The following is a 25,488-nucleotide window of genomic DNA, read 5'->3' as shown; positions in this document are numbered from 1 at the left end:
TGCATGATTAAAACAGAAAAAACTTTAGATGAATTATCAAAAGAACAACTAGTAAATTACTTAAACGAAACTGTCAAACCAGATGAAGGAGTCATTCCTGCATATCTTCTAGGTGATAAAGCCGTTTACGAATTAGAGCATGAAAAAGTATTTTTAAAAACATGGGTTTTTCTTGGACATGAATCCGAAATTCCAAATCCAGGGGACTTTATGACCCGTGAGCTTGCAGGATATTCAATCATTATCTCACGCGAAAGTATGGGAGAAATCAATGCATTTTACAATATGTGTACACATCGTGGCATGAAGCTGTGCCGTGCTGATAAAGGAAACAAGACTTTATTTACATGTCCATATCATGGATTTAACTTTAAAAATACAGGTGAACTTGTTGGAGTACCGCTTCAAAAAGATATTTATGGCGAAAGACTTGACCGATCAAAAATGGGTCTTCACCAAGTGAAGCTAGAATCATATAAAGGACTTTTATTTGGAAATTGGGACGAAAATGCAGAGCCTCTTGAAGAGTTTCTCGGCGATTTTAAGTGGTATTTAGATATCGTAGTAGGACGAGCTGAGATGGAAGTAATTGGAGCTCCTCAACGTTTTATCGTTAAATCAAACTGGAAGGTCGGTTCTGATAACTTTGTAGGTGATTCATACCATACGATGGTAACTCACGGTTCAATTGCAAAATTAGGCATGGTACCAAATGCGACATATTCGAAGCGCGGTTTTCAAATTCATACTGAAAACGGACACGGATTAAACCTTGGAACACCAAACCCAGACTTTGCTTTTCCTGAAGAATTGAAGGACGAGTATAAAAGTAACTTGTCAGAAGAACAATATGAAGTTCTATCAAACTTAAAAAATATGATTGGCAATGCTTTTCCGAATATGTCATTTTTAATATCTCACACAAAAGTTAAAGGCGAATTAATTTCGAATACTTCAATTAGAATGTGGAGACCAATTAGTCACAATAAAATGGAAGTAATTGCATGGATGCTAGTAGAAAAAAATGCTTCTCAGGAATGGAAGAATCGATCAAGAGATTCCTTTATCTTAACGTTTAGTCCATCTGGTATTTTTGAGCAAGATGATACTGAAGTATTCACAGATATAACGGAAGCAGCTCAAGGTCCAATGCCATTTCAAAAGAATTTAACTTATAACTATACAATGGGACTACATCGTGAACCTGTCGATTTTATCGGACCTGGGGTAGCCTATGATGATAAATTTACAGAAGCAAGTCAACGCAATTTTTATCATTATTGGCTTGAATTAATGACAAAGTAATAAAGGGGGGAGGAAGAAAAATGAATGTTGAAAAATTAATAGCGAAATTACAATTTGAACAGTGGTTAATTGATGAAGCAAAACTACTTGATGATATTGAATTTGATGATTGGTTTAGTTTAATGCATTCGAATTTAATCTATCAAATGCCTGTACGCGTAAATAAAGAAGGAACTGAGCGCCCAGACTATTCTACTGAGATGTTTACTTTTAATGATGATATTGAATTATTAAAGCTTCGAGTAGATCGATTGAAAACTGACTATGCATGGGCTGAAATTCCTCCTTCAAGAACCCGCCGTTTTGTAAGTAATGTTGGCGTAAAAGAGCTAGTTAAAGAGGAGAAGGCAGTAGTTAATAGTTACTTACTGATTTACCGTAGCCGCAGCACAGATATTCACCATGATTTAATTTCTGGAGAACGTCATGACGAGTTTACATATGAAGATGGGAAGTGGAAGCTTTCAAAGAGGGTATTTATTGTAGATCAAACAACAATTAATACTAGAAATCTTGCAATCTTTGTTTAATAGAAGAAAAAGGAGGCCAAGTGATGTTATTAAAAGATAAAGTAGTCTTAATTACAGGTGGCGCATCTGGAATAGGAGCAGCCGTTACAAGACGATTCATCCAAGAAGGAGCAAAGGTAAGTATTATTGGTCGCTCACTTGAAACACTAGAGCAAATGAAAGAAGAATTTAATGACAATCTCCTTATCATTCAAGGTGACGTAAGCAAATATGAAGACAATGAACGAGCTGTAAAAGCGACTGTTGAACAGTTTGGTAAACTAGATGTATTTATTGCGAATGCAGGCGTTTTCGATGGTTTTGCAAAATTCGCTGATGTGACACCAAAGGCCCTATCAGATGCATATGATTACCTATTAAATATAAACGTAAAAGGATCATTTTTTGGTGCAAAAGCAGCTTTAGAGGAATTACAAAAAACAAATGGTAATATTATTTTTACAGTATCTGGGGCAAGCTTCTATCCAGACGGTGGTGGGGTTTGGTACACGGCTAGTAAGCATGCACAAATCGGATTAATGCGTCAGCTTGCCTTTGAACTAGCACCAAATATACGAGTAAATGCAGTAGCGCCAGGAGGAACTTTAACAGCACTAACTGTCATCCCACCTTTACGTACTTTTACTAAATCCGTAGATAATGATACAAAAGCAAGCAATATAAAAAGAAGAAATCCACTTCAACTTGCACAAATGCCTGAAGATCATGTTGCAGCATATGTACTTTTAGCATCTGACCAGTCACGTGCAATCACTGGTGAAGTCATTTCTAGTGATGGTGGATTATCGGTTCGTGGGCTCGGTTAAGAAATTTTTTGATAAAGAATAGGGTGTCTTAAAAGGGGTTACTTTTTAGGGACACACTCTTTTTTTTAGTGGTAATGGTAGTAGTTCAAAAGGTATATATGATGATTTGTTTTAGAGACCAGTTATACGATAAATCGTATGTTAGAGCTGCTTCAGATTTGTTTATATAAAAAGGATCTAAGTTATTGATCCTTTTTTTGCTGCTTAACTAACTAAAGCATGCATTAGTTGAATAAAGAATACTTCAAACTTATGATTAGTATGACAAAACCTGCATGTTTGAATAAAAAGAAAGCCCACCAGAGCTTATTCTGACGAGCTTTCTTATTCATCTAGTTAGCTATTCTTTTCTCTCAAGTTGGTAGGAAAGAATAACAACCCCCGAACTGGTACTCTTTGTTTCTACAAGTTTAAAAACCTTTTTATCGATTCCGTCATTGAAGAGACGCTTTCCACTTCCCAGAACAACAGGATGCACCATCAAGTGAAATTCATCGATAAGGTCTTGTTGCATCAACGTTTGAATAAGCTCACCGCTACCATAGATTAATATGTTCTGACCAGGCTGTTGCTTTAATTTCGATACTTCTTCTGCAATATTATCCTTAATAAGGATAGCGTTCCACTCAGCCTCTTCCAAGGTAGTAGAAGTGACAACCTTTGGCATGCTGTTCATCTTGTCAGCAAAACCATCTTCATCAGTCATGGAAGGCCAGGCTGCTGCAAAACCTTGATAAGTCACTCGCCCTAATAGAAGAATTTCGCTCGAAAATAATAATTCATTTTGAAACTTTCCCACTTCTTCATTGAAATATGGCATGGTCCAAGATGGTTCCTCCATGACACCATCCAAAGACAGGTACATCGATACGATTACTTTTCTCATTTTGGTCTCCTTTGTTTGAATTGATATACTACGAATGTTAGGAATTGGTAAATTCTAACAATTACTACTTCTTTAAATATTAAAGTGTACCTTCCAAAAGGTTTCGACAAGAGGAGTGAACTTACTACCAAATGAAATAGGGGTTGATTATTTTTTTCTATGTTTTATTGAACTATAGCATGCTTTAGTAGCATAAGAAATTCAAAATATATGTATCGAAAAAGTTGTTTATTTTTCAATTATTTTGCGGTAATGAAATTAAATATCAAAATTAAAGGAAATATCTTCTTGAAAGTCGAATATTTGCCTAGAACTATAATTAACTATTCCGATGAGGAGGATTCTTGTGCGTCCACGACCATTAACTATTGAAAATCCAGAGCATGATAGGTATGTTAGTCTTGTACCAGATGGAGATATTATAGAAATACTTAGTAAGCAACGAACTAAGACCATTACCCTCTTAAACAGCGTATCAGAGGAGTCAGCAAGGAAGGCGTACGCACCAGGGAAATGGACTTTAAAAGAAGTGATTGGGCATATGACCGACTCGGAACGTGTGATGTCGTATCGAATGCTTGCCATTGCACGAAATGAAAGTGCACCACTACCAGCAATGGATCAGGATCAATACGTTTCTGCGGCAAATTTCAACAAATTATCCTGGGAGCAGCTACTAGCCGGTTTAGACACGGTACGCTCCAACACGTTAAGCCTTATTTCAACCATTGATGATGCAGCGTGGGTTCGTAATGGAACTGTAATGAACAGACCTGTTTCGTTAGGTACCATTGCATATGGCATTGCCGGGCACGAGTTACACCATATGAAAGTGATTAGTGATAAATACTTATAAGTCTTTTTCTATTAATGAAATAAACTAATTTCTCATTTAGGGTACGTTTGTTGAAGAAGCAGCAAAAAAGGATCTTCCTGGAAGGTCTTTTTTTTATTGCCGATAACGGTATTTATTAAACTAGATTTACATACAGTACTCAAGCGAAATTGAAGTGGTTCTTGTTCAACTATCCTGCCATTTTGTTCAATAAAAAACGAGCCACTTTTGTGACTCGTGATCTTCAACTATCGCATGCGTTAGTTGGTTAAGAATTATATTATTTCATCAAGAATATCGGTAAGTTTTTCCTCTGAAATTACTCTTAAACCGTTTCTTTTAAGTAATGCTGTTGTGATACCATTTCCAACAACTTTCTTAGCTTTAAATTCACCATTATAGATCATGGCACTACCACAGGATGGACTATACTCCTTAAGAACAATTATAGTTGCATTAACTTCTTGAGCTTTCCTTAGTGTATGGTAAGCCCCTTTTATGTAAAGTTCTGTTACGTCTCTACCCGATTTCTCAACTACTTTTGCTTTCCCATCAAGAACATCTTCTCCGTCACCACCTACTATTTCTGCGGGCTCTCTTGGTGTTAAAAAACCTCCAAGTAATTCAGGACATACAGTAATAGCTCTATTTACTTGTAACAATTTTTGAATCCTATTATCTAAACTATGGGAACCGTTGTATCTTACCTCTAAACCAGCTAAACAAGAACTAACTAAAATCAATGATTCCACCTCATTTTAAATATATACTTTTTAATGTTGTTGGTATAACTTTATAATTATAAAACAAAAAAAGTCCATTAGTTGGATATCAATCTATTGTTTTTGTACCTTTTATATCATTACTTATCTTTTCAAAACAAATGTTAACTGTACGTTCATTTGAACGAGTTCGATGCATTGTGTTAGCTGGAATCGTAAAGATTTCTCCAGGTTTTAAAGAGATGGTTTCATCGTTTTCTAAGTCAATAAAAAGTTCGCCTTCTAATACACAAAATAATTCATCGCAATCCTCGTGTTTATGCCAGTGAAAATCACCATTTATTACAGCTATTCTTAGTGCGTGGTCATTTACTTCACTTACGATGAAATTTGTATATTCCATTTGATCCTGAGTCAATTTTTGCAGGTTAATTACTTCTAATTGTCCTTTATTTTGCATAATCTATCTCCTTTAATATTAGTTAATTCTAAATTAAATGAACAAATTAACTTTACCACATTTTGGAATTACCAACACTTCCTTTAACTATTCTGTCATTTACAAATAAAAAAGCTGCAATTAAGCAGCTTTGATATTCAACTAACGCATGCGATAGTTAAACAAGAATTAGTGCAATTACAGCAATTCTTAAAATAGAAAAACAGCCAGTTAAGTAAGCTGGCTGTTTATGAAATGAAAATGCAAATTTATTTCACAAAAATTAAAGCTATATTTAGTAAATTTTAAATATCAAGCTTACGCGTACCAATCCACTTCACCATTTCAGGATCCCTATGTGAAAAGAATAAGCTCTCTTTCGTATCTAACTTGGCAATTTGGTCCATATCTTCTTGGTTTAAATCAAAGTCAAAGATATTGAAGTTTTCGATAATTCTTTCTTTTTGTACCGACTTCGGAATCGCAACAACTTCTCTTTGTGTTAACCATCGTAAGACAACCTGTGCAACGGATTTATTGTGCTTCTCAGCAATTGAAACTAAAACTTCATTTTGAAACATGTTATTTTTTCCTTCAGCAAATGGTCCCCAAGACTCAATCTGAACATTATTCTCTTCCATGAATTTGGTACTATCTATTTGTTGGTTGAAAACATGTGTTTCAACTTGGTTAACTGCAGGTACAACTTCATTATGAATGATTAAATCAATCAGTCGATCTGGATGGAAGTTACTCACCCCAATAGCTTTAATTTTTCCTTCTCTATACAATTCCTCCATAGCACGCCAAGAACCATGTACATCACCAAATGGCTGATGAATTAAATATAAGTCTAAATAATCCAATTGTAGCCTTTCCAGTGAATTAGCGAACGCCTTCTTTGTGTTCTCATAACCAGTATCCTGAACCCAAAGTTTTGTTGTAATAAACAGTTCTTCTCTAGATACACCACTTCGTTTTATTGCTCTTCCGACTGCTTCTTCATTTAGATATGAAGCTGCTGTATCGATCAATCGGTAACCTGCTATGATAGCGTCATAAACAGCTTGTTCACATTCATTTTCATCTTGAATTTGAAAAACACCAAAACCTAAAATAGGCATTTCAACTCCATTGTTTAAAACTACTTTTTGCATGTAAATTCCTCCTGCTATTTTAATTTTAAGGATAAACCCTAGAATTTGTAGATGTTGCTAATCGTATATTTATTATAATTAAATTGAATGAAAAACTATTACCTATTCGTGTTCAATGTTTGCCTAATCCTCTTAAGCTACATATACAGAATAGTTTATTACAAGTTATAATGTATATACGAATCACAATGAGAAGGGGAGAATTTATGCAGGAGAAAGCATTAAATCAGCAAACAGAACTAGCAAGAGTCATCGAGCGTCATACAGGTACAAACGGAGTTCACGAGACTGCTATTCCTTCTTTGTTTTTTGTTCGACGTTCTTCTACTGATAAAGATCCCAACTATGGGGTTTATAAGCCATCCCTTTGCATTACGGCTCAAGGTACGAAAGAAGTATCGGTAGGAATGGAGGACTTTAAATACGGCCCCGGAGATTACCTTGTTGCATCTGTCGACTTGCCAGCTACTAGCCAAATCATTGACACCGCTCCTGAGAATCCTTATCTAGGATTTATACTAGAACTTACTACAAAGGAAATTTTGGAAGTTTTAGGCAATGTAAACTTTTCATCTGTTTCAGAAGGAAATTCAGGGCGAGGCATGTTTGTCAGTAAATTAAATCCATCTTTGGTGGATGCAGTAGTGAGGTTAGTTCGACTTCTAGATACCCCAGAAGATATTCCTACACTTGCTCCTCTGTTCACAAAAGAAGTTATCTATAAAGTTCTTAAGGGGGAACACGGTGATACGCTGAAGAAAATTGTAATAAAGGGTAACAGTGCCTATCACATTAAAAATGCAATCCAACTAATCATGACTAACTATGATAAACCATTTAAAGTTGAAGAGCTTGCAGAAACAGCCAATATGAGTGTGTCTTCGTTTCATAAGCATTTTAAAGAAGTAACTGCAATGAGCCCTATTCAATTTCAAAAACACTTAAAACTACAGGAAGCTCGTCGTCTGTTATTATCTGATTCCACGGATGCCAATACTGTGGCTTATCATGTAGGCTATGAAAGCCCATCGCAATTCAGCCGTGAATATTCACGAATGTTTGGTTTTCCTCCAATAGAAGATATGAAGCGGCTTAGGGAGAATTATGACCACAGGATTAACGCTTAACTGAAAAATTTTAATTAAAGGCTAATATATAGAGAAAAATGCCGAATTTCCATATGTGGAGGTCGGCTTTTTTTCTATACCTTGTGAAAGATTATACTTAAACTAACCTGCCATTATATTGAATAAGGGAATGAAAAAAGACCACAATTAGTGATCTTTACTTTTTCTAATTCAACTAAAGCATGCTTTAGTTGTACAAGAAATTACAATTCTCATTCAAATCTATTATCAAAATAGAACCTATACAACTCTTTCTAACAATATCCCTAATTCTTTTGCAATCATATGAGGTGGATTAGGCATTCCATCTTTTAACCATGATTCTAAAACCCCTACATAAGCATTTGCAGCGAATTTAACAATAACTTCTTCACTTAGTCCTCTGTTTTTCTCTTTATTCACTTCATCCTTGAACTCTTCTATTAGAAAAAACAAAAACTTACTGCGAAAAGAAGCTGCTCCTTTACTCGCTAACATCGTTGAAAAAAATAAATAATTTCTTTCAAAATATTGGAAAAAGATTTGAGTGGCATCTACCCATTCTTTTTCACATGCCCATATACTTGTTTCCCTGAGATGGTTTATATGTTCTTCCATAAGTTTATCTAAAAGATCATACTTATCGGTGTAATGAAGATAGATTGTTCCCCTATTAACATTTCCCCTGTCTGCAATATCTTGAATAGTAATGTCATCGAAATTTCTTTCAGACATCAGTTCTAAAAGTGCATTTTTAATTGCTTCTTGGCTTTTAGATTTTCTTCTATCCACTTTAGACATACAAATTCACCAACTTTCCCTTAAGATATTCAACAATCTTGTTAGATTTGTTGATTATTCAACGAATTGCGCTGATTTAACCATTGAATGGATTCGATCTTTTTATAATAATAATAAACAGATGTTGATTATTCAATAAATGTTTATTACTACGAATAGTGTTATTGAATTTAATAAGAGGGTGATAAATTTGAAAAATACCTGGAAGATTTTCATGCTGGCATTGATTACTTTTATTGTCAGTACATCAGAGTATGTTATTGCAGGTATATTGGATAAAGTTGCTATCTCAACTAATGTTTCTGTATCGGTGGCTGGGCAACTTATCACCGTATTTGCTCTTGCTAACGCATTCGGATCGCCGTTAGTCGTAATGGCTACGACAAGATTGCATCAGCGTAAGTTATTAATTCTATCGCTTGCTCTAGTTGTGTTTGGTAGTTTAATGACAATCATCCTTCCTGGTTTCAGTTTTCTAATAATCTCACGAATTATACTTGCTCTAGGAAGTGGAGTTTTTGCTATTGCTGCAAAGACTACTGCTACAAGTTTAGCTTCACCAGAAAAACAAGCAGGAGCAATAGGCACGGTTATTCTTGGATTTAGTGCTGCTATCATCATCGGCGTACCAATTGGTCGTCTTGTTGCAACATATTACGATTGGAAACTAATATTTGTGGGAATCGGTGTACTTAGTTTATTAGGGATCTTTGTTATTATGCGTACGATTCCTACTACAAATAACGGAGCCGCTATTCCCCTGGGCAAGCAACTCTCATATCTAATGAACCCCAAAATCTTAATGGGTCTTGGTATAACGTTCTTTTGGCAGTTAGGATATGGTGTAATGTATTCGTATATTGCACCTTTCCTGCTAACTGCTACATCTATAAACGGACGTGAAGTAAGTTTTGCCTTGTTTGCCTTTGGCATTGCTTCCTTAGTTGGTTCCAAATTTGGCGGATTTATGACCGATAAAGTTGGAAACGCAAGTACCCTTATTGGCGGATTGACTATTCACGTAATTGCTTTAGTGTTGTTATCTACTATCGCTAGGCCGTCCTATGTTGCTTATCCGTTGCTTATACTATGGGGATTCTCGGCGTGGTCTTCTGGTCCAGGTATGCAGTATAATCTGATTTGGCTTGCTCCTGAAGCATCAGGAATTATGCTTAGTTTATATAGTTCTTTTATTCAGTTAGGCATTGCAACTGCAGGAGTAATTGGCGGGGTTGCTGTAAAAAGCACGTCGGTGTTGGCTGTAAGCTGGATTGGAGCTGTATCAGTCGCCATTGCTGCAATTATCGGAGCAATCTCATTTAGTCTTAGTAGTAAAGCTCCGAAATATCAAAAAGGCTAATTTACAATCGACTCTGGATCATCGCTGCTTTAGGTGGTGCTAAAGGTCAAGTAAAAGCACATTTACAAGATAACAAAAATGTGGACAATGACAAGGAAATATTAATTATCTTGAAGGATTGAAAAATATAAATATTTTAAGGAGACAAAAGCATGTTAAACAAAACTTTCAAATTATCAACTGGTGTAGAAATTCCAATTTTAGGTCTTGGTACTTGGCTACTTGACGATACACAGGCAGCACAAGCAGTGCGTGATGCAGTATCTATCGGATATCGTCATATTGATACTGCACAGGCATATATGAATGAAGCTGGCATAGGTGAAGGAGTCCGTTCCTGCGGTGTCCCAAGAGAAGAACTTTTTATAACGACAAAGGTTGCTGCAGAAGCAAAGAGCTATGATGCAGTTTCTCAGTCCATTGTTGAGTCTTTAGATAAGTTGAGACTGGATTACATTGACCTTCTGATTATACACAGTCCACAGCCTTGGATGGAGTTCCGTGAAGAGAACCGTTATTTCGAGGAAAACAAAGTAGTATGGAAAGCCATGGAAGATGCTTATAAGACAGGCAAGGTAAAGGCAATCGGTGTTTCTAACTTCCTTCAGGATGATTTAGAGAATATACTTGCAAGCTGTGAGATCAAACCTATGGTAAATCAGGTATTGGCACATGTGAGCAATACTCCTTTTGGACTAATTGAATTCTGCCAGAAGAAAGGCATCATGGTAGAGGCATATTCACCAATTGCCCACGGTGCAGTTCTGGATAATCATGAGATTAAAGTAATAGCTGATAAGTATGAAGTATCTGTTGCTCAGCTTTGCCTACGTTATGATATTCAACTTGGTCTTGTAGTAATTCCTAAGACGGCAAATCCAGATCACATGAGAAACAATGCAGAGCTTGATTTTACTATCAGCGACGCGGATATGGAAACTTTGAAGAATATAGAGCAAATACAAAATTATGGTGAGCATAGCTTTTTCCCGGTATTTGGCGGAAAATTAAAGTAAACATGTAATGAATGAGGACTTTTTATACGACAGCTATAAAAGTAACAATTTTTGAATTGATTGTTCGACCAACTGTTCAAATAGACTAATAATTAAGTGTTGGAGGAATTTAATATGGCAAAACATGAAGCAGTAAAAAATGGAGTTATTTTCCCAGTAGGCGAAAAAAATGAAGCATTTGCACAATATTTTGTAGGACAAAGTTATCTTAAATCTTTGGTTGCTGATCCTAAAGTTAGTGTTGGAGTTGGGAATGTCACCTTTGAACCAGGCTGCCAAAATAACTGGCATATCCATCGTGATGGATTTCAAATTTTATTAGTAACTGGTGGAGAAGGTTGGTACCAAGAAGAAGGAAAACCAGCTCAATTCTTAAAAGCTGGCGATGTTATTGTCACTCACGATGGCGTGAAACACTGGCATGGTGCCGCAAAAAATAGTTGGCTTGAACACATTGCAATCACTGCAGGTACACCGGAATGGTTAGAACCCGTTTCGGACGAAATATATGAAAATGCAACTAAATAAATTGAAATAAACTAACGCATCGAGTCACTGAATTCGATGCGTTAATTGTTTTATAAAGAACTTCCTTTTAATGAAAATAATATACTTAAACTATCTTGGCATTTACTTCAATAAAAAAAGCCACATTTGCGACTCGTGACCATCTTCAACTAAAGCATGCGTTAGCCATCCATGAATCCTCAGATGCACAACAGTGAATGGAAGTTTATATCGTACTCCCTTGGTGTTGTATAAGGAACTTGAAATATTCTGTTTTTATCCTGAAATTCCTATTCTTTATTTAACTAATCTGCAATTTTCAATAAAAAACGATCATTCGTTATTGAAGAATCGCATGCTTTAGTTGAATTAGATTAAAAGTTTACAAAGTAAAATGCTCTTTAAATATCAATTTAAATCTTGGCTTAAAATCAATTTCTATTGTTTGCTGAGAATCTTCATTAATAACTGTCAAAAGTACGCTTGAAAAATCTCTTTTATCTGCTGTAATCTCAAATTTCTCAACTCGCTTCAGTTCCAAAAGCGATAATAATCTATCGGAATTTGGCTGAGTTACTTGTATTTTTACTTCACCATGTGATGGAGAAACTGTAACAACAAAGTCTTCTTCCTCATTCGAAAATTGATATGTTGCTTGATTATAATAAAATGGCAAATCTTTTGTATTGGAATCGAATAGTTTAGGTTCACACTCAAACATCGAAAGAAAATCGTTTTCTTCAGGGAAATCTCTCACAAATAATCATCACCTTTCAATACTATATTCTAACATTTCTTATTGAACTATCCTGCCAATTAGTTGTATAAGGAATCTATCGTCTTCTCTTAATTTATATATAAAATCACCCATACAAAGAGGCCTATAAAATCCCTCTTAGAAATAATTCAAAAGAGGAATCTTATAGGCCTTTTATTTAAAATATATTAAAAATTACTGTCTGCAATTAATTAAAACCAAGAACGTCTTCTACTGCTTTTTATCATATTCCACATTTCTCTTTGGTGATCAGGATCTTGTGGGTTTACGTCACAATTCATTAGCCATTGAGCTGCGTTTTCGCGTTGTTCCGCAGTTATTGATACACTGCAGCAATCCGATAGTCTGTCAATCATATGACATGCGCCTTCTCGGCTTTTTAAATCATTTTTTCGATATGATCGAAGAATACTATAAATGCGTGGAAACTTGCGAGGATCACAAATTTTACCACAAAATTCTCTCATTAAGCTTGGGTCAAGATTTCCCATAAAGCCACTCCTTTATTGTTTAAACCATAAACTAAAATGACATATACACAAATATCAATGTATTATATGCCGTCAAAGAAAATAAGGACAAGGCGTTTAACTGGAAATCGCAAATTAGTCACTTGTCTCATATTTTTTTAGATAATGACTTAAAGTCAATAAAGGCCAAATATAACGATAGCTATGGTAATTTATATAAAAATGACCTGGTAATCCACCACCTGTTGGATAGGTCAATCGCTTATCATGGACCTTTAACCAGTTTAAAATGTTTACTATTCCATCATCAATTTCACTAGTAGGATAATCGTTGATGGAAATGAGCGTATCCACAACCCACGATGTATGAACAATTGTCGAATAAGAAAGAGGGATATACTTTCTTTCTATGTCGCTTTTACAAGACTCACCCCAGCCACCATCTTCGTTTTTTATATTGAGTAGCCAGTTATTAGCTTTTTGAATACTAGGGTGACTTGAAGGGATACCGACCGATTTCATACCAGTAATAGCAGCCCATGTTCCATAAATATATGAAATTCCCCAACGACCGTACCATGAACCATTTTCGTGTTGATGATGGATTAACCAATTAACCCCATCTTCAATTCTTGGATGAACCATTGTTAATTTTAATTTGGATCCTAGAAATTCGATTGTTCGACCGGTCAAATCTGCTGTAGATGGATCAATTGCAGTATCAACAAAGTTTTGGATAGGGAAAATGAGTTTTAAGTATTTGCTACTGTTTTTTTCAAATGAGGCCCATCCGCCGTCCTTATTTTGCATATCAAATAACCATTTCACTCCAGCGTTCCAAGATTTTCGATAATCGTCATCTATTAAAGAGAAATCAGTTGTTGCTCTTAAGACTGCTTGGGTATCATCTACATCCGGATTTTGAGTATTGCTGTCCGAAAATCCCCATCCACCTAAACAAATCAGATGGTCTTTCTCGACTAGTGTATGTTGGAGAGAGACTAAGTAGTTAGAAGCAGACTCGATCGCTTTATCATTTATTGGCACACCTGCTTCCTGCAATGCGTAACTAGTAAGTGCTGTATCCCATATTGTCGAAGGGGAATTTTGGATATGAAGGGAATCTTCCAATTCAAATAGGAAAGACTTTATACCTAAAACAGCATTTTGAATTACGGGAGAGGTAACTTGATAGCCTAATGAAAGAAGTGCATAAATTCCAATAAAAGTAGCGCTGGCATAACTAGATAATGTTCCATCCCTTTCAATATTTTGAAGAATATATTTCTCTGCCTTCTTAATAGCCATTTTGGATAATGATTTTGTGAAAGGTATATTAAAATTTGGGAATTTCCGCTTTTTGCTAAATTTATTGTTTGTAAACAAATGTTGTATTGTAGGCGTCCATTTATTTTTAATCGTAAATTTTTTATGTCCTAATATTAAAAGTGGAGCAAAGTGGAATCGAACATAAGAACTAAATTTAAAGAAGGAAAAAGGAAAAAACTTTGGTAAATTCATTAAAAGGAGAGGGACTGGAAAAAACCTGGGCCATGGGTACAATTCATGTAAAGCAAGCATAAATTTTGTGGAGACATGTACACTCTCTAATCCCCCATTTTGACGAATGAACGCTTTTGCTTTCTTCATTATATCATCAGTAATTTCTATATAACCAGAGAACAGCAATGCAGTGTAAGCTTCTACAGTTACCGATAAATTTCCTGAGTCGTCATCAAAAAGCTTCCAGGCCCCACTGGCGTCTTGCTTTATTAATAAACGATTTACCAGCTTCTTAATTAGTTCTTCATCATGACATTCAATCGTTCTTAAAATAATAATCATATAGGCATCTGTCATAGGACCGCTTTCGAAACAATATCTCCATGATCCATCATCACTCTGATCCAATTTAATTTTATCTATTAGACTATCTATCTCAACTCTAACTTTCTCCGATAAATCCATTTTTAATCTTCACCGCCAACTGATTGTGATCCCTATTTTTTTCACGTTAAAAATTATAAATTGGCAGCAGGGAAACTTACTCAAGTGGTTGCCAATTTTAGGATTTAAGTATAAGTGCAACTACGCCTCTGACTTTGCCTAAAACGATTGTCAGTCGACGCGTTTTCTATATATAGATATGTATATGGCCATCAATTGGGGCGGGCAACTATCTGTACAAATCTTTTGTTAAGAAGTAAAAACAGCTATTAATTTTTGAATACAGAGAATAAGTGTAAAAAAATAAAAAGGAAGTCTCTCAGAAAGCAAGAATACTAAAAAATACCCTCTATTTAAATTTCCAATATTTAGTAGTGTGGCTTTTTCGTTTTATATAAGGAAGGGTGGGGATGAAAAATGGAAAGAGATTATTTAATTAAACCATTACTTGGCCAGCATTACCCTATGATTTCTCATGGAAAGGGTGTGTACCTATTTGATAAAGATGGTAAAAGGTACATTGATGGTTCATCTGGTGCAATTACTGTAGGAATTGGTCATGGTGTTGAGGAAATCATTGATGTTATGACTGAACAAGCAAAACAAGTATCTTTTGTTTACCGTTCACAGTTTACTAGTGAACCTGCAGAGAAGCTAGCAAAGAAGCTGAGTGATATCACTCAAGGTGATTTAAATTGGACGTTCTTTGTTAATAGTGGTACTGAAGCAACAGAAACTGCTATGAAACTGGCGATACAGCATTACCAAGAAAAGGGAATGAAGGGGAAAAATAAAATTCTCTCACGCTGGATGAGCTACCATGGCATAACAATTGGAGCACTATCTATGTCGGGTCACCCTTTAAGACGTCAACGTTTTGTACCAATCTTGGAGGATTACCCTTCAGTTTCACCACCTTATTGTTATCGTTGTCCTTTCAACTTAGAACATCCATCTTGTGATTTGGCGTGTGCATCTGAATTAGAAACAGCCATTGATCGAATTGGCCCTGAACATATTGCAGCATTTATTGCTGAACCAATTATCGGTGCTGCAGGAGGTGCGATTGTACCATCTAAAGGTTATTACCAAAGAATTAAAGCAATTTGTGAAAAGTACGATATTTTACTGATTGCAGACGAGGTTATGACTGGCCTTGGACGTACTGGAAAAATGTTTGCAATGGAGCATTGGGGGGTTCAGCCTGATATCGTTACGCTTGGAAAAGGATTAACATCTGGCTATACACCAATGGCTGCAACAATTGCTAGCGATCGAATTATTGAACCGATTATGCAAGGTTCAAAACTTGTAATGAGTGGACATACTTTTAGTGCCAACCCACTATCAGCTGCTGTTTCATTGGCCGTTATTGAATATGTTGAGAAGCATAATTTAGTACAAGCCGCAGAAGAAAAAGGTAATTATCTGTTGAATAAGCTCCAAGGATTAAAGGAGAAATTTCCATTCATAGGAGATGTTAGAGGAAAAGGTTTGTTAATCGGCATTGAATTTATTCATGATATAAAATCAAGTTCCTTTATTCAAAAAGTAATGAGTAAGGGTTTACTGTTATACCCTTCTGTTGCTGGAAAAAACGGAAAAGAAGATTCAGCTTTCATGATTGCACCACCTTTAACGATTACTTATGGAGAGCTGGATGAATTGCTTCAAATTCTTACAGATGGTTTAAAAGAATTGGAAATGGAACAATCCCAACTAACTTATACAGCTAAGGGGGAAACCGTATGAATTTAGTTGAAAATACTTATAAAAAAATAGCAACACTGGAACAAATTCTTCAATTTTTTCATGACGACATGACACTAATGGTTGGAGGATTTGGAGGAGTCGGTTCACCGCCAACTTTACTTCAAGCATTATTTGATAGTGGGGTTAAGGATCTTCATTTGATTTGTAATGATACTGGATTTCCGGACATTGGTATCGGAAGGATGGTAAGGAATGAAAGGGTTAAGTCAATTGTGACATCTCATATAGGATCGAATCCGTTTGCAGGAAAATTAATGACGGAAGGTAAGCTCAAAGTAGAATTTTCTCCGCAAGGTACGTTAGCAGAGCGTATACGAGCTGGAGGAATGGGGCTTGGAGGAGTTTTAGTAGATGTAGGTCTTGATAGTATGGCAGAAAACGGTAAAGAGAAAGTAACTGTTAAAGGTAAACAATTTCTAGTTGAAGAAGCTCTTAAAGCAGAAGTCAGTATTATTTTTGCAAAGAAAGCTGATCCATTTGGAAATTTGATTTTTGACAAGAGTGCAAGGAATATGAATCCTCATATGGCTATGGCAGGAGATATTACGATTGTAGAAGCAGAAGAAATCGTTCCACTTGGCTCGTTGAATCCTGAGGAAATCGTAACTCCAGGTGTATTTGTTGATTACATAATTTCATCAGAAGGAGTGAACTGGAAATGGGCATGGGAATAGACTTTCGTCAAAAAATTGCAATGCGAGCTGCTAAGGAAATAAAAAACGGAATGATCGTAAATTTAGGGATTGGAATTCCATCCATTGTTCCTGATTACTTACCGGAAGATGTACATGTTATGTTCCATGCGGAAAATGGCGTTATGGGAATTGGACCGAGTCCCGAAAAAGGGAAAGAAGATGAAAATTTATGTAATGCAGGTGGTTTCCCGATCACTGTTTTAAAAGGTGCTAGCTATTTTGATAGTGCTACTGCTTTTGGCATTATACGAAGAGGTTTACTAGATTTAACGGTACTAGGGGCATTGCAAGTTAGTGAAAAAGGAGATTTAGCAAACTGGATTGTACCTGGAAAGCGTGTACCAGGAATAGGTGGGGCGATGGATTTAGCTCAAAAAGCTAAAAGAGTAATAGTCGTTATGAATCATACCGATAAAGCTGGGAATCCAAAAATTGTGAAAGAATGTAGTTTACCATTAACTTCTAAATCCTGTGTTGATTTAATCATAACGGAAATGGCTGTCATTGAAGTAGTCGATGATACTTTAGTGCTTAAAGAACTAATGAGTCCATATACTGTAGAGGATGTAATCGAAAAGACTGGTGCGAAACTAGAAATTAGTACGGATTTAAAAATGTTTATATAGAAAAGGGTGAAGAGGATGAGTCGTTACAAAAAAGTTATTCAAGATTATATAAGCGAACATAAAGATAAAACAATTGAACTCCTTAAACAGCTAGTAATGGAAAATAGTGTGTCAGGTAATGAGAGTAAGGCACAAGCAATTGTCCTAGAAAAACTGAGAGAGCTTGAATTGGATTTAGACGTATGGGATCCAGATCTAAAAGAAATGAAAGAGCATCCTTATTTTATTTCAACAAGAGACAGTTTTACTGGTAGTCCTAATATTGTCGCTACGCTTAAGGGAACGAGTGGAGGAAAGTCCATGATCTTAAATGGACATATAGACGTTGTTCCAGAAGGAAATATTCAACAATGGACTTACCCTCCATACGGTGCAAACGTTGTAGATAACAAGCTTTATGGGCGTGGGGCAACTGACATGAAGGGCGGAAATGTTGCGTTAATTTTAGCGATTGAAGCAATAAAAGGAAGTGGAATTACGCTAAAAGGTAATGTTTATTTTCAAAGTGTAATCGAAGAAGAGAGTGGTGGTGCTGGTACACTTGCTACAATTTTGCGAGGATATACAGCTGATGGTGTTATTATCCCTGAACCAACAAATATGAAGTTTTTCATTAAGCAACAAGGATCAATGTGGTTCCGTCTTAAGGTAAAAGGTAAGGTCGCACATGGAGGTACTCGTTACGAAGGTGTAAGCGCTATCGAAAAAAGCGTACTCATCATTCAACAAATCCAAAAACTTGAGCAATTACGAAATGAACGAATAGCTGATCCGTTATATGATGGAGTACCGATTCCAATTCCAATTAATATTGGAACAATTCATGGTGGGACATGGCCATCTTCTGTATCTGATCTAGTGACTTTAGAAGGAAGATTCGGAGTAGCGCCAAATGAAAGATTAGAAGATACGAAAATAGAATTTGAGAATTGGATCGATAATATTAAAAATCTTGATGATTGGTTCGTAGAAAATCCTGTAGAAGTAGAGTGGTTTGGAGCAAGATGGGTTCCTGGTACCGTTGAAGCTGATAGTGAATTAGTGCAAACTTTGCAACGAAACTATCTTGAAACAATGAAACAAAACCCAGTAGTTGAAGCTGCACCTTGGGGAACTGATGGAGGATTATTTACACAAATTTTAAACATTCCAATGATTGTTTTTGGTCCAGGGGAGACAAAAGTAGCTCACTACCCAGATGAATTTATTGATTTAGATCAAATGTTTTTAGCTGCAGAAATTATTGCCTGTACATTAATTGACTGGTGTGGAGTTGAGGGCCAACAACATGAAGGTGAGGGAGCATATGAAAACGAAAAAGTATTATGAAACAATTAAAGTTCAACAGGAAAACTATTATTTCGAAGGTGCTTTAGATTATTTTAATGAGCGAATTCGAGTTGATTTTTACTTAGGGAATGTATCACTACTAATTGAGAGAATAGAAAAACTAGCAAAAGAATACAAATTTACTAAGTTTATTATTAAAGCAAGAAGTGAACATTTATATTCCTTCCTACAATCAGGATATATGATTGAATCTGCACTGAAAGGCTATTTTCAAGGTAGTGATGGCTTTTTTGTCACGAAATATGCTAGCCAGGATAGAAGAAATAGTCTTTATTGGGCCGCTGGAGATGACATTTTAGATGCTGTTTTAAAGAGTGACAGGTCAAAAGAAAAAGTAATTCCTGACGATTATGTTTTACGAAGAGCAGAAAAAAATGACTCAACTAAACTTGCTAAATTATATGGTCAAGTTTTTAAGGTATATCCTACACCTTTAAATGAATCGGCTTATGTTGAAAAGACGATGGATGAAGGGACGATTTATTGGATTTATGAGAAAGATGGAAATATTGTAAGTGCAGCATCTGCTGAAGTGGACTTCGGTCAAAGAAATGCCGAGCTAACAAATTGTGCGACACTTGAAGAGCATCGTAAGCATGGATTGATGAAAGAGTTAATGAAGAAGTTGGAACAGGATTTAGTAAGCCAATCAGTTTATTGCTCTTATACGATCGCGCGATCATTATCATATGGAATGAATGCAGCCTTTCATCAATTAGGGTATAAGTATACTGGAAGAATGACAAACAACTGCTATATCTTTGATAAATTAGAAGATATGAATGTATGGGTGAAGGATCTTTCAAAAGTAGTCTTTTAATGTCAAACTGCCGAAAAATGAGCGTCAAATTGCTAATTTTTCGGCAGTGAAAGGATGGTTATGAAATGAACGCAACAATTCCAACTAATGAAATGATTAGTGCCATATTAAACAGTATCGATGAATCAATTCACGCAGTCGACAAAAATGGAATGACTATATTTTATAATCAAGTTGCGGCTGACCATGACGGTGTTTCAGTTGAGGAGGTTCTGGGAAAGCATGTACTAGAAGCTTTCCCTTCTTTAACGAAAGAAACAAGTACCTTATTGAAAGTACTAGAAACAAAGCAAGCGATTATTCAACAGCCTCAACGCTATGAAAATATTAAAGGCCATTTTATTGATACAGTTAACACGACAATTCCAATTATTTTGGATGATCAATTGATCGGTGCTGTTGAAATTGCAAAGGATTATTCTACAATTAAAACGCTTGGTGAGAAGGTTTTAGACTTACAAGCGAGAATTAAACCGCAAGTGAAAAAAGGAAAAGCTAAACAAATTCACTCATATACGATCTCAGATATATTAACGGATGACCCTGCATTAATAGCCGTTAAAAATCAAGTAGAAAAGGTAGCAAATGCAGACTCTGCAGTACTGGTAGTTGGTGAAACTGGAACTGGAAAAGAACTTTTCGTACAGTCAATTCACTATTGTTCTAATAGAAGTGAAGGCCCTTTTATTGCTCAAAACTGTGCTGCTTTACCAGAATCATTATTGGAAAGTATACTGTTTGGTACGACAAAGGGTAGTTATACGGGAGCGATAGATCGAGCAGGGTTATTTGAACTTGCAGATGGTGGAAGCTTGTTTTTAGATGAACTAAACTCAATGCCATTAGAGCTTCAAGCCAAGCTATTAAGAGTACTAGAGGATGGAGTTGTTCGCCGGATAGGTGATCAAAAGACTCGTAAAGTTAATGTAAGGGTAATCGCTGCAATTAACGAATCACCTTTAGATTGCGTTCAAAACGGTATCATGCGACCGGATTTGTATTATCGTTTGAATGTGTTTTCTTTGTTCATACCGCCTTTAAGAGAAAGGAATTATGATATCGAGCTACTCACGTCTCATTTTGTTGAGCAATTTAATGAACGTTTCTCAAAGAATATTCGTAATGTAGAACATACTGTATTTGAGCTATTCCACCAATATAATTGGCCAGGTAATGTCCGAGAACTAAAGCATACGATTGAGCATGCTATGATTATGGTAGAAGGGCATACACTTACAGTTAAACATCTTCCGATTCAACTACAACAAATTAAGAAAAGTACTGACACAAAAGGAGTTCAGCCTTTACGTTCTGCTATGCAAGAAATGGAAATTTCACTTATTAAACAAGCATTGCTACAAACAAATTCTAATATTCAACAAGCTGCAGCACTACTTGAAATACCTAGGCAAACTCTTCAATATAAGATTCAAAAGTTAAATATCGTAGTATAAACTACATTTAAATCTCTAAAAAATCTAGTTTTAGCACTTCATTCAATAGCCAAGCCGCCTAATTTTAGGCGGTTTTATTATTTTTGATTCATCTTGGGAAGATACCAACTTAAGATTTTAACTTTAAAAAATAAAAAAACAGGCTGAATAGTTAGAATTTTCTATATTTGTGGCGTTTTTATTAAATAATTGTAAATTTTTGGCACGGCTCTTGCTATATATTAAAACAAACAGTTTGAAAGGGGATGTAAGTATGGTAAATGCGGTCTATGCTCCAAAAAGACATTGGAAAGAAGTTGAATTATGGAAAGATGTAACAGAGGAACAATGGAATGATTGGGTTTGGCAACTTACAAATACCATCAAATCATTGGATGAGTTAAAGCAAATAATTAACCTCACGCCTGACGAAGAAGATGGGGTACGAATTGCGACAAAAACAATTCCACTAAACATTACCCCATATTATGCATCGTTAATGAATCCGGATGACCCACGTTGTCCAGTTCGTATGCAATCAGTTCCAATCTCTGCGGAGATTCATAAAACTAAGTATGATTTAGAGGACCCTCTTCATGAGGATGAAGATTCTCCTGTTCCAGGTTTAACACATCGTTATCCAGATCGTGTACTATTTTTAGTAACAAATCAATGCTCAATGTACTGTCGTTACTGTACTAGACGTCGCTTCTCAGGACAAATTGGAATGGGAGTTCCAAAGAAACAGCTTGATGCTGCTATTAATTACATTAGCAAAAATCCTCAAGTACGAGATGTACTTATTTCAGGTGGAGATGGTCTTTTAATTAACGATAATATTCTAGAGTATATTTTAAAAAATTTACGTGAAATTCCACATGTGGAAATTATCCGTATTGGTACAAGGGCACCTGTAGTATTCCCACAACGTATTACTGAAAATCTTTGTAATATCTTAAAAAAATATCATCCGGTTTGGTTGAATACTCACTTTAATACTTCAATTGAAATTACAGAAGAATCGAAACGAGCTTGTGAAATGCTTGCAAATGCTGGTGTACCGTTAGGAAACCAAGCTGTAATCTTGGCTGGAATTAACGACAGTGTACCAATTATGAAAAAGCTAATGCATGATTTAGTTAAAATTCGTGTTCGCCCGTATTATATTTACCAATGTGATTTATCAGAAGGTATTGGACACTTCCGTGCACCTGTTTCAAAAGGTTTAGAAATTATGGAAGGATTGCGCGGCCATACTTCTGGATATGCAGTACCAACATTTGTAGTAGACGCACCGGGTGGCGGAGGAAAAATTTCTCTTCAACCAAATTACTTAATTTCTCAAAGTGCTGATAAAGTTGTTCTTCGTAATTTTGAAGGTGTAATTACTACTTATCCGGAACCACAAAATTACGTACCAGGTAGAGCAGAAGCATACTTTAAAGAAATTTATCCTAATATGGATGAAAAACGTTCCAATGCAGGAATCGCAGGATTGATGAATGAAACAAAATTCAATCTTGTACCGGAAGGTTTACAACGTATGGAAGTTCGTAAAACATATGCAACAAACCCAGAGCATGCTTCATTGAAAGATAAGCGCGATAAACGCGACGAGTTAAAAGAAAAGAAATTCCAAGCACAGCTTACAAAAATCCAAGTAAGTGAAAAACTAGTAGGAAGTGCGCAAGGAGACGCTGAATGATGAAATGTCAGTGGTGTGAATCAGCTAATATAGTTGAATCAACAAATACGGTTTACTGGGAACTTCCTGATGGTACGAAGGCAATTGAGATTAAAGAAACACCATGTATCATTTGCTTAGATTGTAAAATAACATATCAAACAGATGATACTGTTGGTGCAATTGAGGAGCAATTATACTTAATTAACACAAAGCTGCTTGGTAAAACAACTTCATATAATGAGTTGATCGAGCAACAAAGATTATTAAAGAAGAATTATTTTGATTTTTCCAAGTAAGAAATGAGAAGCGAATAGTCGCTTCTCATTTTCTCTAATGTTCAAACTTTTTCCTAATCCTGCCAATGGATGTTAAAAAAATCAGAAAATTAACGAATCCAAAAAACGACTGAAAAGGAGTATTTTAATGAAAAATACGGTAAATACAATAACAGTCATTGATTCTGAGAATCATATTCCTTCTATACCTCATGAGTTAAAGCGTGGATTAAAACCCCGTCATATTACAATGATTTCACTAGGAGGAACAATTGGAACAGGTCTATTTTTGGCAAGTGGAGGTGCAATCCATAATGCTGGACCAGGTGGTGTTCTCGCGGCTTATATAGCGATTGGAATAATGGTGTACTTTTTAATGACAAGCCTTGCTGAGATGGCTACATATATGCCAGTTGCCGGATCTTTTAGTACATACGCAACAAAATTCGTTGATCCTGCACTTGGTTTTGCACTTGGTTGGAATTACTGGTATAACTGGGCAATTACGATAGCAGCTGAATTAGCTGCAGTTACAATGGTTATGAAATTCTGGTTACCACATACTTCCTCACTCTTATGGAGTTCATTATTTTTAGTTATTATCTTTCTGTTAAACTATCTGTCTGTTAAAGGGTTTGGGGAATCTGAATACTGGTTTTCTATTATAAAAGTTGTTACAGTCATCATTTTTTTAATTTCGGGATTTTTAATGATTTTTGGCATTATTGGTGGAGAAGCAGTAGGGTTTAAAAACTTTACAGTTGGTGATGCTCCTTTTCATGGAGGATTCATGGCGACGCTTGGAATTTTTATGGCAGCTGGATTTTCTTTCCAAGGTACCGAGTTATTAGGGGTAGCAGCTGGGGAGAGCGAGGAGCCAGAGCGAAATATTCCTCGTGCGGCTCGCCAAATATTTTGGCGTATTTTATTATTTTACGTATTATCTGTATTTGTAATAGGTCTACTAATACCATATACAAATCATAATCTAGCAAGTGGAGATGTAGCTGTTAGTCCATTTACGCTAGTTTTTGATAAAGCTGGCATTGCATTTGCAGCGTCTGTAATGAATGCAGTGATCTTAACGGCGGTTTTATCAGCTGGAAACTCAGGAATGTATGCTTCAGCTCGAATGCTGTGGGATATGGCTCGTCAAGGGAAAGCTCCAAAAGCATTAGGTAGATTAAATAAAAGGGGTGTACCTGTTAATGCATTAATCATTACAGCGGCAGTCGGTACATTAGCATTTTTAGCTTCACTATTCGGTGATGGAGTTGTTTACGTTTGGTTACTGAATGCTTCAGGTATGTCTGGTTTTATTGCTTGGCTTGGTATAGCAATTTGTCATTATCGATTCCGTAAAGCTTACGTAGCACAAGGGAAGGATTTAAATGAGCTACCGTATAAAGCAAAGTGGTTCCCGTTCGGACCAATATTTGCTTTCGTACTATGTGGGGTCGTTATTCTTGGACAAAACTATTCAGCATTTATGGGCAAAGCAATTGACTGGAACGGTGTACTTGTTTCATATATAGGTTTGCCATTATTCCTTGTTTTATGGATTGGCTATAAACTAATAAAAAGAACAAAAATTGTTCAGCTTAATGAGTGTGATTTGGAGAAGTGAGTGTGAACAACATATTTAAGATCTAGCTTTTAATTGAATAGTAAATTGTTTGGAGATGTAATTCGTATTTGAATTAGCATCTCTTTTTTTTATCTGAAAATTCGGTATCATTTATATTTGATATAGATCGAAGAAGTACTAAGTTAATTAGCTACAGTTTTAACAGACTACGGAGAGTACTCAGTCATTCCTCTTCTGAATAATTTGGAATAAACTAACAGAATAGATTACCTACGTAGTCATATTGAGGCAATCGGTGAAGCAATCGAGGATGGCGTCGAACTGATGGGTTACACTCCATGGGGATGCATTGACTTAGTAAGTGCGTCTACAGGTGAAATGTCTAAACGTTACGGCTTTATTTATGTAGACAAACAAGATGATGGAAGCGGAACTTTAGAGCGCAAAAAGAAAAAATCATTTTACTGGTACCAAAATGTTATTCAAACTAATGGGGAACAACTTGATTAATGAAAGATATAAGAAATAACGTACATATTTGTAAATGAATATGTACGTTATTTTTATATTAATCTA

25 protein-coding genes and 1 pseudogene are annotated in these 25,488 nt (G+C 35.8%); 18 read left to right on the top strand and 8 right to left on the bottom strand.

Annotated features, from left to right (window positions below):
* Window positions 1–3 precede the first annotated feature (3 nt).
* From V5E38_RS19435 to V5E38_RS19425, 3 genes are read left to right on the top strand one after another with little or no spacing between them, the layout of a single operon-like run.
* A complete protein-coding gene (locus V5E38_RS19435) occupies window positions 4–1,305 on the top strand; it encodes an aromatic ring-hydroxylating oxygenase subunit alpha (RefSeq protein ID WP_335478241.1) in 1,302 nt (433 codons plus the stop codon).
* Between the two features lie 20 nt (window positions 1,306–1,325).
* A complete protein-coding gene (locus V5E38_RS19430) occupies window positions 1,326–1,835 on the top strand; it encodes an aromatic-ring-hydroxylating dioxygenase subunit beta (protein WP_097974029.1) in 510 nt (169 codons plus the stop codon).
* Window positions 1,836–1,858: 23 nt separating this feature from the next.
* Window positions 1,859–2,641, top strand: a complete 783-nt coding sequence (locus V5E38_RS19425; RefSeq protein ID WP_499211211.1) for an SDR family NAD(P)-dependent oxidoreductase — start codon at window positions 1,859–1,861, stop codon at window positions 2,639–2,641.
* Window positions 2,642–2,981: 340 nt separating this feature from the next.
* Here V5E38_RS19425 and V5E38_RS19420 read toward each other — a convergent pair whose 3' ends face one another.
* Complete coding sequence (locus V5E38_RS19420) at window positions 2,982–3,527, bottom strand: dihydrofolate reductase family protein (RefSeq protein WP_499211210.1); 546 nt, start codon at window positions 3,525–3,527, stop codon at window positions 2,982–2,984.
* 346 nt (window positions 3,528–3,873) lie between these two features.
* On the opposite strand from V5E38_RS19420, the gene V5E38_RS19415 reads away from it, so the two are divergent.
* Entirely contained in the window at window positions 3,874–4,383 is a 510-nt protein-coding gene (locus tag V5E38_RS19415) for a DinB family protein (protein ID WP_499211209.1), read from the top strand.
* Window positions 4,384–4,637: 254 nt separating this feature from the next.
* Here the strand turns inward: V5E38_RS19415 and V5E38_RS19410 are convergent, their stop codons facing one another.
* The 3 genes from V5E38_RS19410 to V5E38_RS19400 all read right to left on the bottom strand — a co-directional run bounded on the left by V5E38_RS19410 (window position 4,638) and on the right by V5E38_RS19400 (window position 6,680).
* The gene (locus V5E38_RS19410; RefSeq protein WP_499211208.1) at window positions 4,638–5,105 is read right to left on the bottom strand and encodes a 2-thiouracil desulfurase family protein; all 468 of its coding nucleotides are present in this window, start codon (window positions 5,103–5,105) and stop codon (window positions 4,638–4,640) included.
* A gap of 88 nt (window positions 5,106–5,193) precedes the next feature.
* Entirely contained in the window at window positions 5,194–5,544 is a 351-nt protein-coding gene (locus tag V5E38_RS19405) for a cupin domain-containing protein (RefSeq protein ID WP_499211207.1), read from the bottom strand.
* 284 nt (window positions 5,545–5,828) lie between these two features.
* Window positions 5,829–6,680, bottom strand: coding sequence for an aldo/keto reductase (locus V5E38_RS19400; protein WP_499211206.1), 852 nt, complete (start codon window positions 6,678–6,680; stop codon window positions 5,829–5,831).
* Window positions 6,681–6,886: 206 nt separating this feature from the next.
* Here V5E38_RS19400 and V5E38_RS19395 point away from each other — a divergent pair, with 206 nt between their 5' ends.
* Window positions 6,887–7,807, top strand: coding sequence for an AraC family transcriptional regulator (locus V5E38_RS19395; RefSeq protein WP_499211205.1), 921 nt, complete (start codon window positions 6,887–6,889; stop codon window positions 7,805–7,807).
* A gap of 240 nt (window positions 7,808–8,047) precedes the next feature.
* Here the strand turns inward: V5E38_RS19395 and V5E38_RS19390 are convergent, their stop codons facing one another.
* Window positions 8,048–8,587, bottom strand: coding sequence for a TetR/AcrR family transcriptional regulator (locus V5E38_RS19390; protein ID WP_499211204.1), 540 nt, complete (start codon window positions 8,585–8,587; stop codon window positions 8,048–8,050).
* A gap of 139 nt (window positions 8,588–8,726) precedes the next feature.
* On the opposite strand from V5E38_RS19390, the gene V5E38_RS19385 reads away from it, so the two are divergent.
* The 3 genes from V5E38_RS19385 to V5E38_RS19375 all read left to right on the top strand — a co-directional run bounded on the left by V5E38_RS19385 (window position 8,727) and on the right by V5E38_RS19375 (window position 11,491).
* Window positions 8,727–9,947 (top strand): MFS transporter, encoded by a 1,221-nt coding sequence (locus V5E38_RS19385; protein WP_499211203.1) that lies wholly within the window; start codon window positions 8,727–8,729, stop codon window positions 9,945–9,947.
* A 152-nt stretch (window positions 9,948–10,099) separates the two neighbouring features.
* Window positions 10,100–10,963 carry an aldo/keto reductase gene (locus tag V5E38_RS19380; protein WP_499211202.1) on the top strand — a complete coding sequence of 288 codons (864 nt, stop codon included), beginning with the start codon at window positions 10,100–10,102 and terminating at the stop codon, window positions 10,961–10,963.
* Between the two features lie 114 nt (window positions 10,964–11,077).
* Window positions 11,078–11,491, top strand: a complete 414-nt coding sequence (locus tag V5E38_RS19375; protein WP_499211201.1) for a cupin domain-containing protein — start codon at window positions 11,078–11,080, stop codon at window positions 11,489–11,491.
* A 361-nt stretch (window positions 11,492–11,852) separates the two neighbouring features.
* Here the strand turns inward: V5E38_RS19375 and V5E38_RS19370 are convergent, their stop codons facing one another.
* From V5E38_RS19370 to V5E38_RS19360, 3 genes are all read right to left on the bottom strand, one after another.
* The gene (locus V5E38_RS19370; RefSeq protein WP_499211200.1) at window positions 11,853–12,227 is read right to left on the bottom strand and encodes a hypothetical protein; all 375 of its coding nucleotides are present in this window, start codon (window positions 12,225–12,227) and stop codon (window positions 11,853–11,855) included.
* A 212-nt stretch (window positions 12,228–12,439) separates the two neighbouring features.
* Window positions 12,440–12,739, bottom strand: coding sequence for a hypothetical protein (locus tag V5E38_RS19365; protein ID WP_387330563.1), 300 nt, complete (start codon window positions 12,737–12,739; stop codon window positions 12,440–12,442).
* A gap of 114 nt (window positions 12,740–12,853) precedes the next feature.
* Window positions 12,854–14,686, bottom strand: coding sequence for a terpene cyclase/mutase family protein (locus tag V5E38_RS19360; RefSeq protein ID WP_499211199.1), 1,833 nt, complete (start codon window positions 14,684–14,686; stop codon window positions 12,854–12,856).
* A 396-nt stretch (window positions 14,687–15,082) separates the two neighbouring features.
* On the opposite strand from V5E38_RS19360, the gene V5E38_RS19355 reads away from it, so the two are divergent.
* The 10 genes and pseudogenes from V5E38_RS19355 to V5E38_RS19310 form a co-directional block, all read left to right on the top strand.
* The gene (locus tag V5E38_RS19355) at window positions 15,083–16,417 is read left to right on the top strand and encodes a PLP-dependent aminotransferase family protein (RefSeq protein WP_499211198.1); all 1,335 of its coding nucleotides are present in this window, start codon (window positions 15,083–15,085) and stop codon (window positions 16,415–16,417) included.
* Window positions 16,414–17,112, top strand: coding sequence for a CoA transferase subunit A (locus V5E38_RS19350; protein ID WP_499211197.1), 699 nt, complete (start codon window positions 16,414–16,416; stop codon window positions 17,110–17,112). The genes V5E38_RS19355 and V5E38_RS19350 overlap by 4 nt, the downstream gene beginning before the upstream one ends.
* Window positions 17,097–17,759 (top strand): 3-oxoacid CoA-transferase subunit B, encoded by a 663-nt coding sequence (locus tag V5E38_RS19345; RefSeq protein WP_387330572.1) that lies wholly within the window; start codon window positions 17,097–17,099, stop codon window positions 17,757–17,759. The genes V5E38_RS19350 and V5E38_RS19345 overlap by 16 nt, the downstream gene beginning before the upstream one ends.
* Window positions 17,760–17,774: 15 nt before the next feature.
* Window positions 17,775–19,088, top strand: a complete 1,314-nt coding sequence (locus V5E38_RS19340; protein ID WP_499211196.1) for a zinc-binding metallopeptidase family protein — start codon at window positions 17,775–17,777, stop codon at window positions 19,086–19,088.
* Window positions 19,066–19,929, top strand: coding sequence for a putative beta-lysine N-acetyltransferase (ablB, locus tag V5E38_RS19335; RefSeq protein ID WP_499211195.1), 864 nt, complete (start codon window positions 19,066–19,068; stop codon window positions 19,927–19,929). The genes V5E38_RS19340 and ablB overlap by 23 nt, the downstream gene beginning before the upstream one ends.
* A 65-nt stretch (window positions 19,930–19,994) precedes the next feature.
* Window positions 19,995–21,383 carry a sigma-54 interaction domain-containing protein gene (locus V5E38_RS19330; RefSeq protein WP_499211194.1) on the top strand — a complete coding sequence of 463 codons (1,389 nt, stop codon included), beginning with the start codon at window positions 19,995–19,997 and terminating at the stop codon, window positions 21,381–21,383.
* A gap of 253 nt (window positions 21,384–21,636) precedes the next feature.
* Window positions 21,637–23,067, top strand: coding sequence for a lysine 2,3-aminomutase (kamA, locus tag V5E38_RS19325; RefSeq protein ID WP_056474596.1), 1,431 nt, complete (start codon window positions 21,637–21,639; stop codon window positions 23,065–23,067).
* A complete protein-coding gene (locus tag V5E38_RS19320; RefSeq protein WP_098429402.1) occupies window positions 23,067–23,345 on the top strand; it encodes a YokU family protein in 279 nt (92 codons plus the stop codon). Before kamA ends, V5E38_RS19320 begins: the two co-directional genes overlap by 1 nt.
* A gap of 127 nt (window positions 23,346–23,472) precedes the next feature.
* Window positions 23,473–24,951, top strand: coding sequence for an amino acid permease (locus V5E38_RS19315; RefSeq protein WP_499211193.1), 1,479 nt, complete (start codon window positions 23,473–23,475; stop codon window positions 24,949–24,951).
* A 219-nt stretch (window positions 24,952–25,170) separates the two neighbouring features.
* Window positions 25,171–25,422 (top strand): annotated as a pseudogene (locus V5E38_RS19310) (family 1 glycosylhydrolase); the annotation flags it as partial.
* Window positions 25,423–25,488 lie beyond the last annotated feature (66 nt).

Source organism: Rossellomorea sp. GAMAL-10_SWC (genome assembly GCF_049568075.1).
GTDB lineage: Bacteria > Bacillota > Bacilli > Bacillales > Bacillaceae_G > Gottfriedia.
Note: the sequence above shows the minus strand (reverse complement) of the source record. Positions and strands in the feature narration are given on the sequence as shown.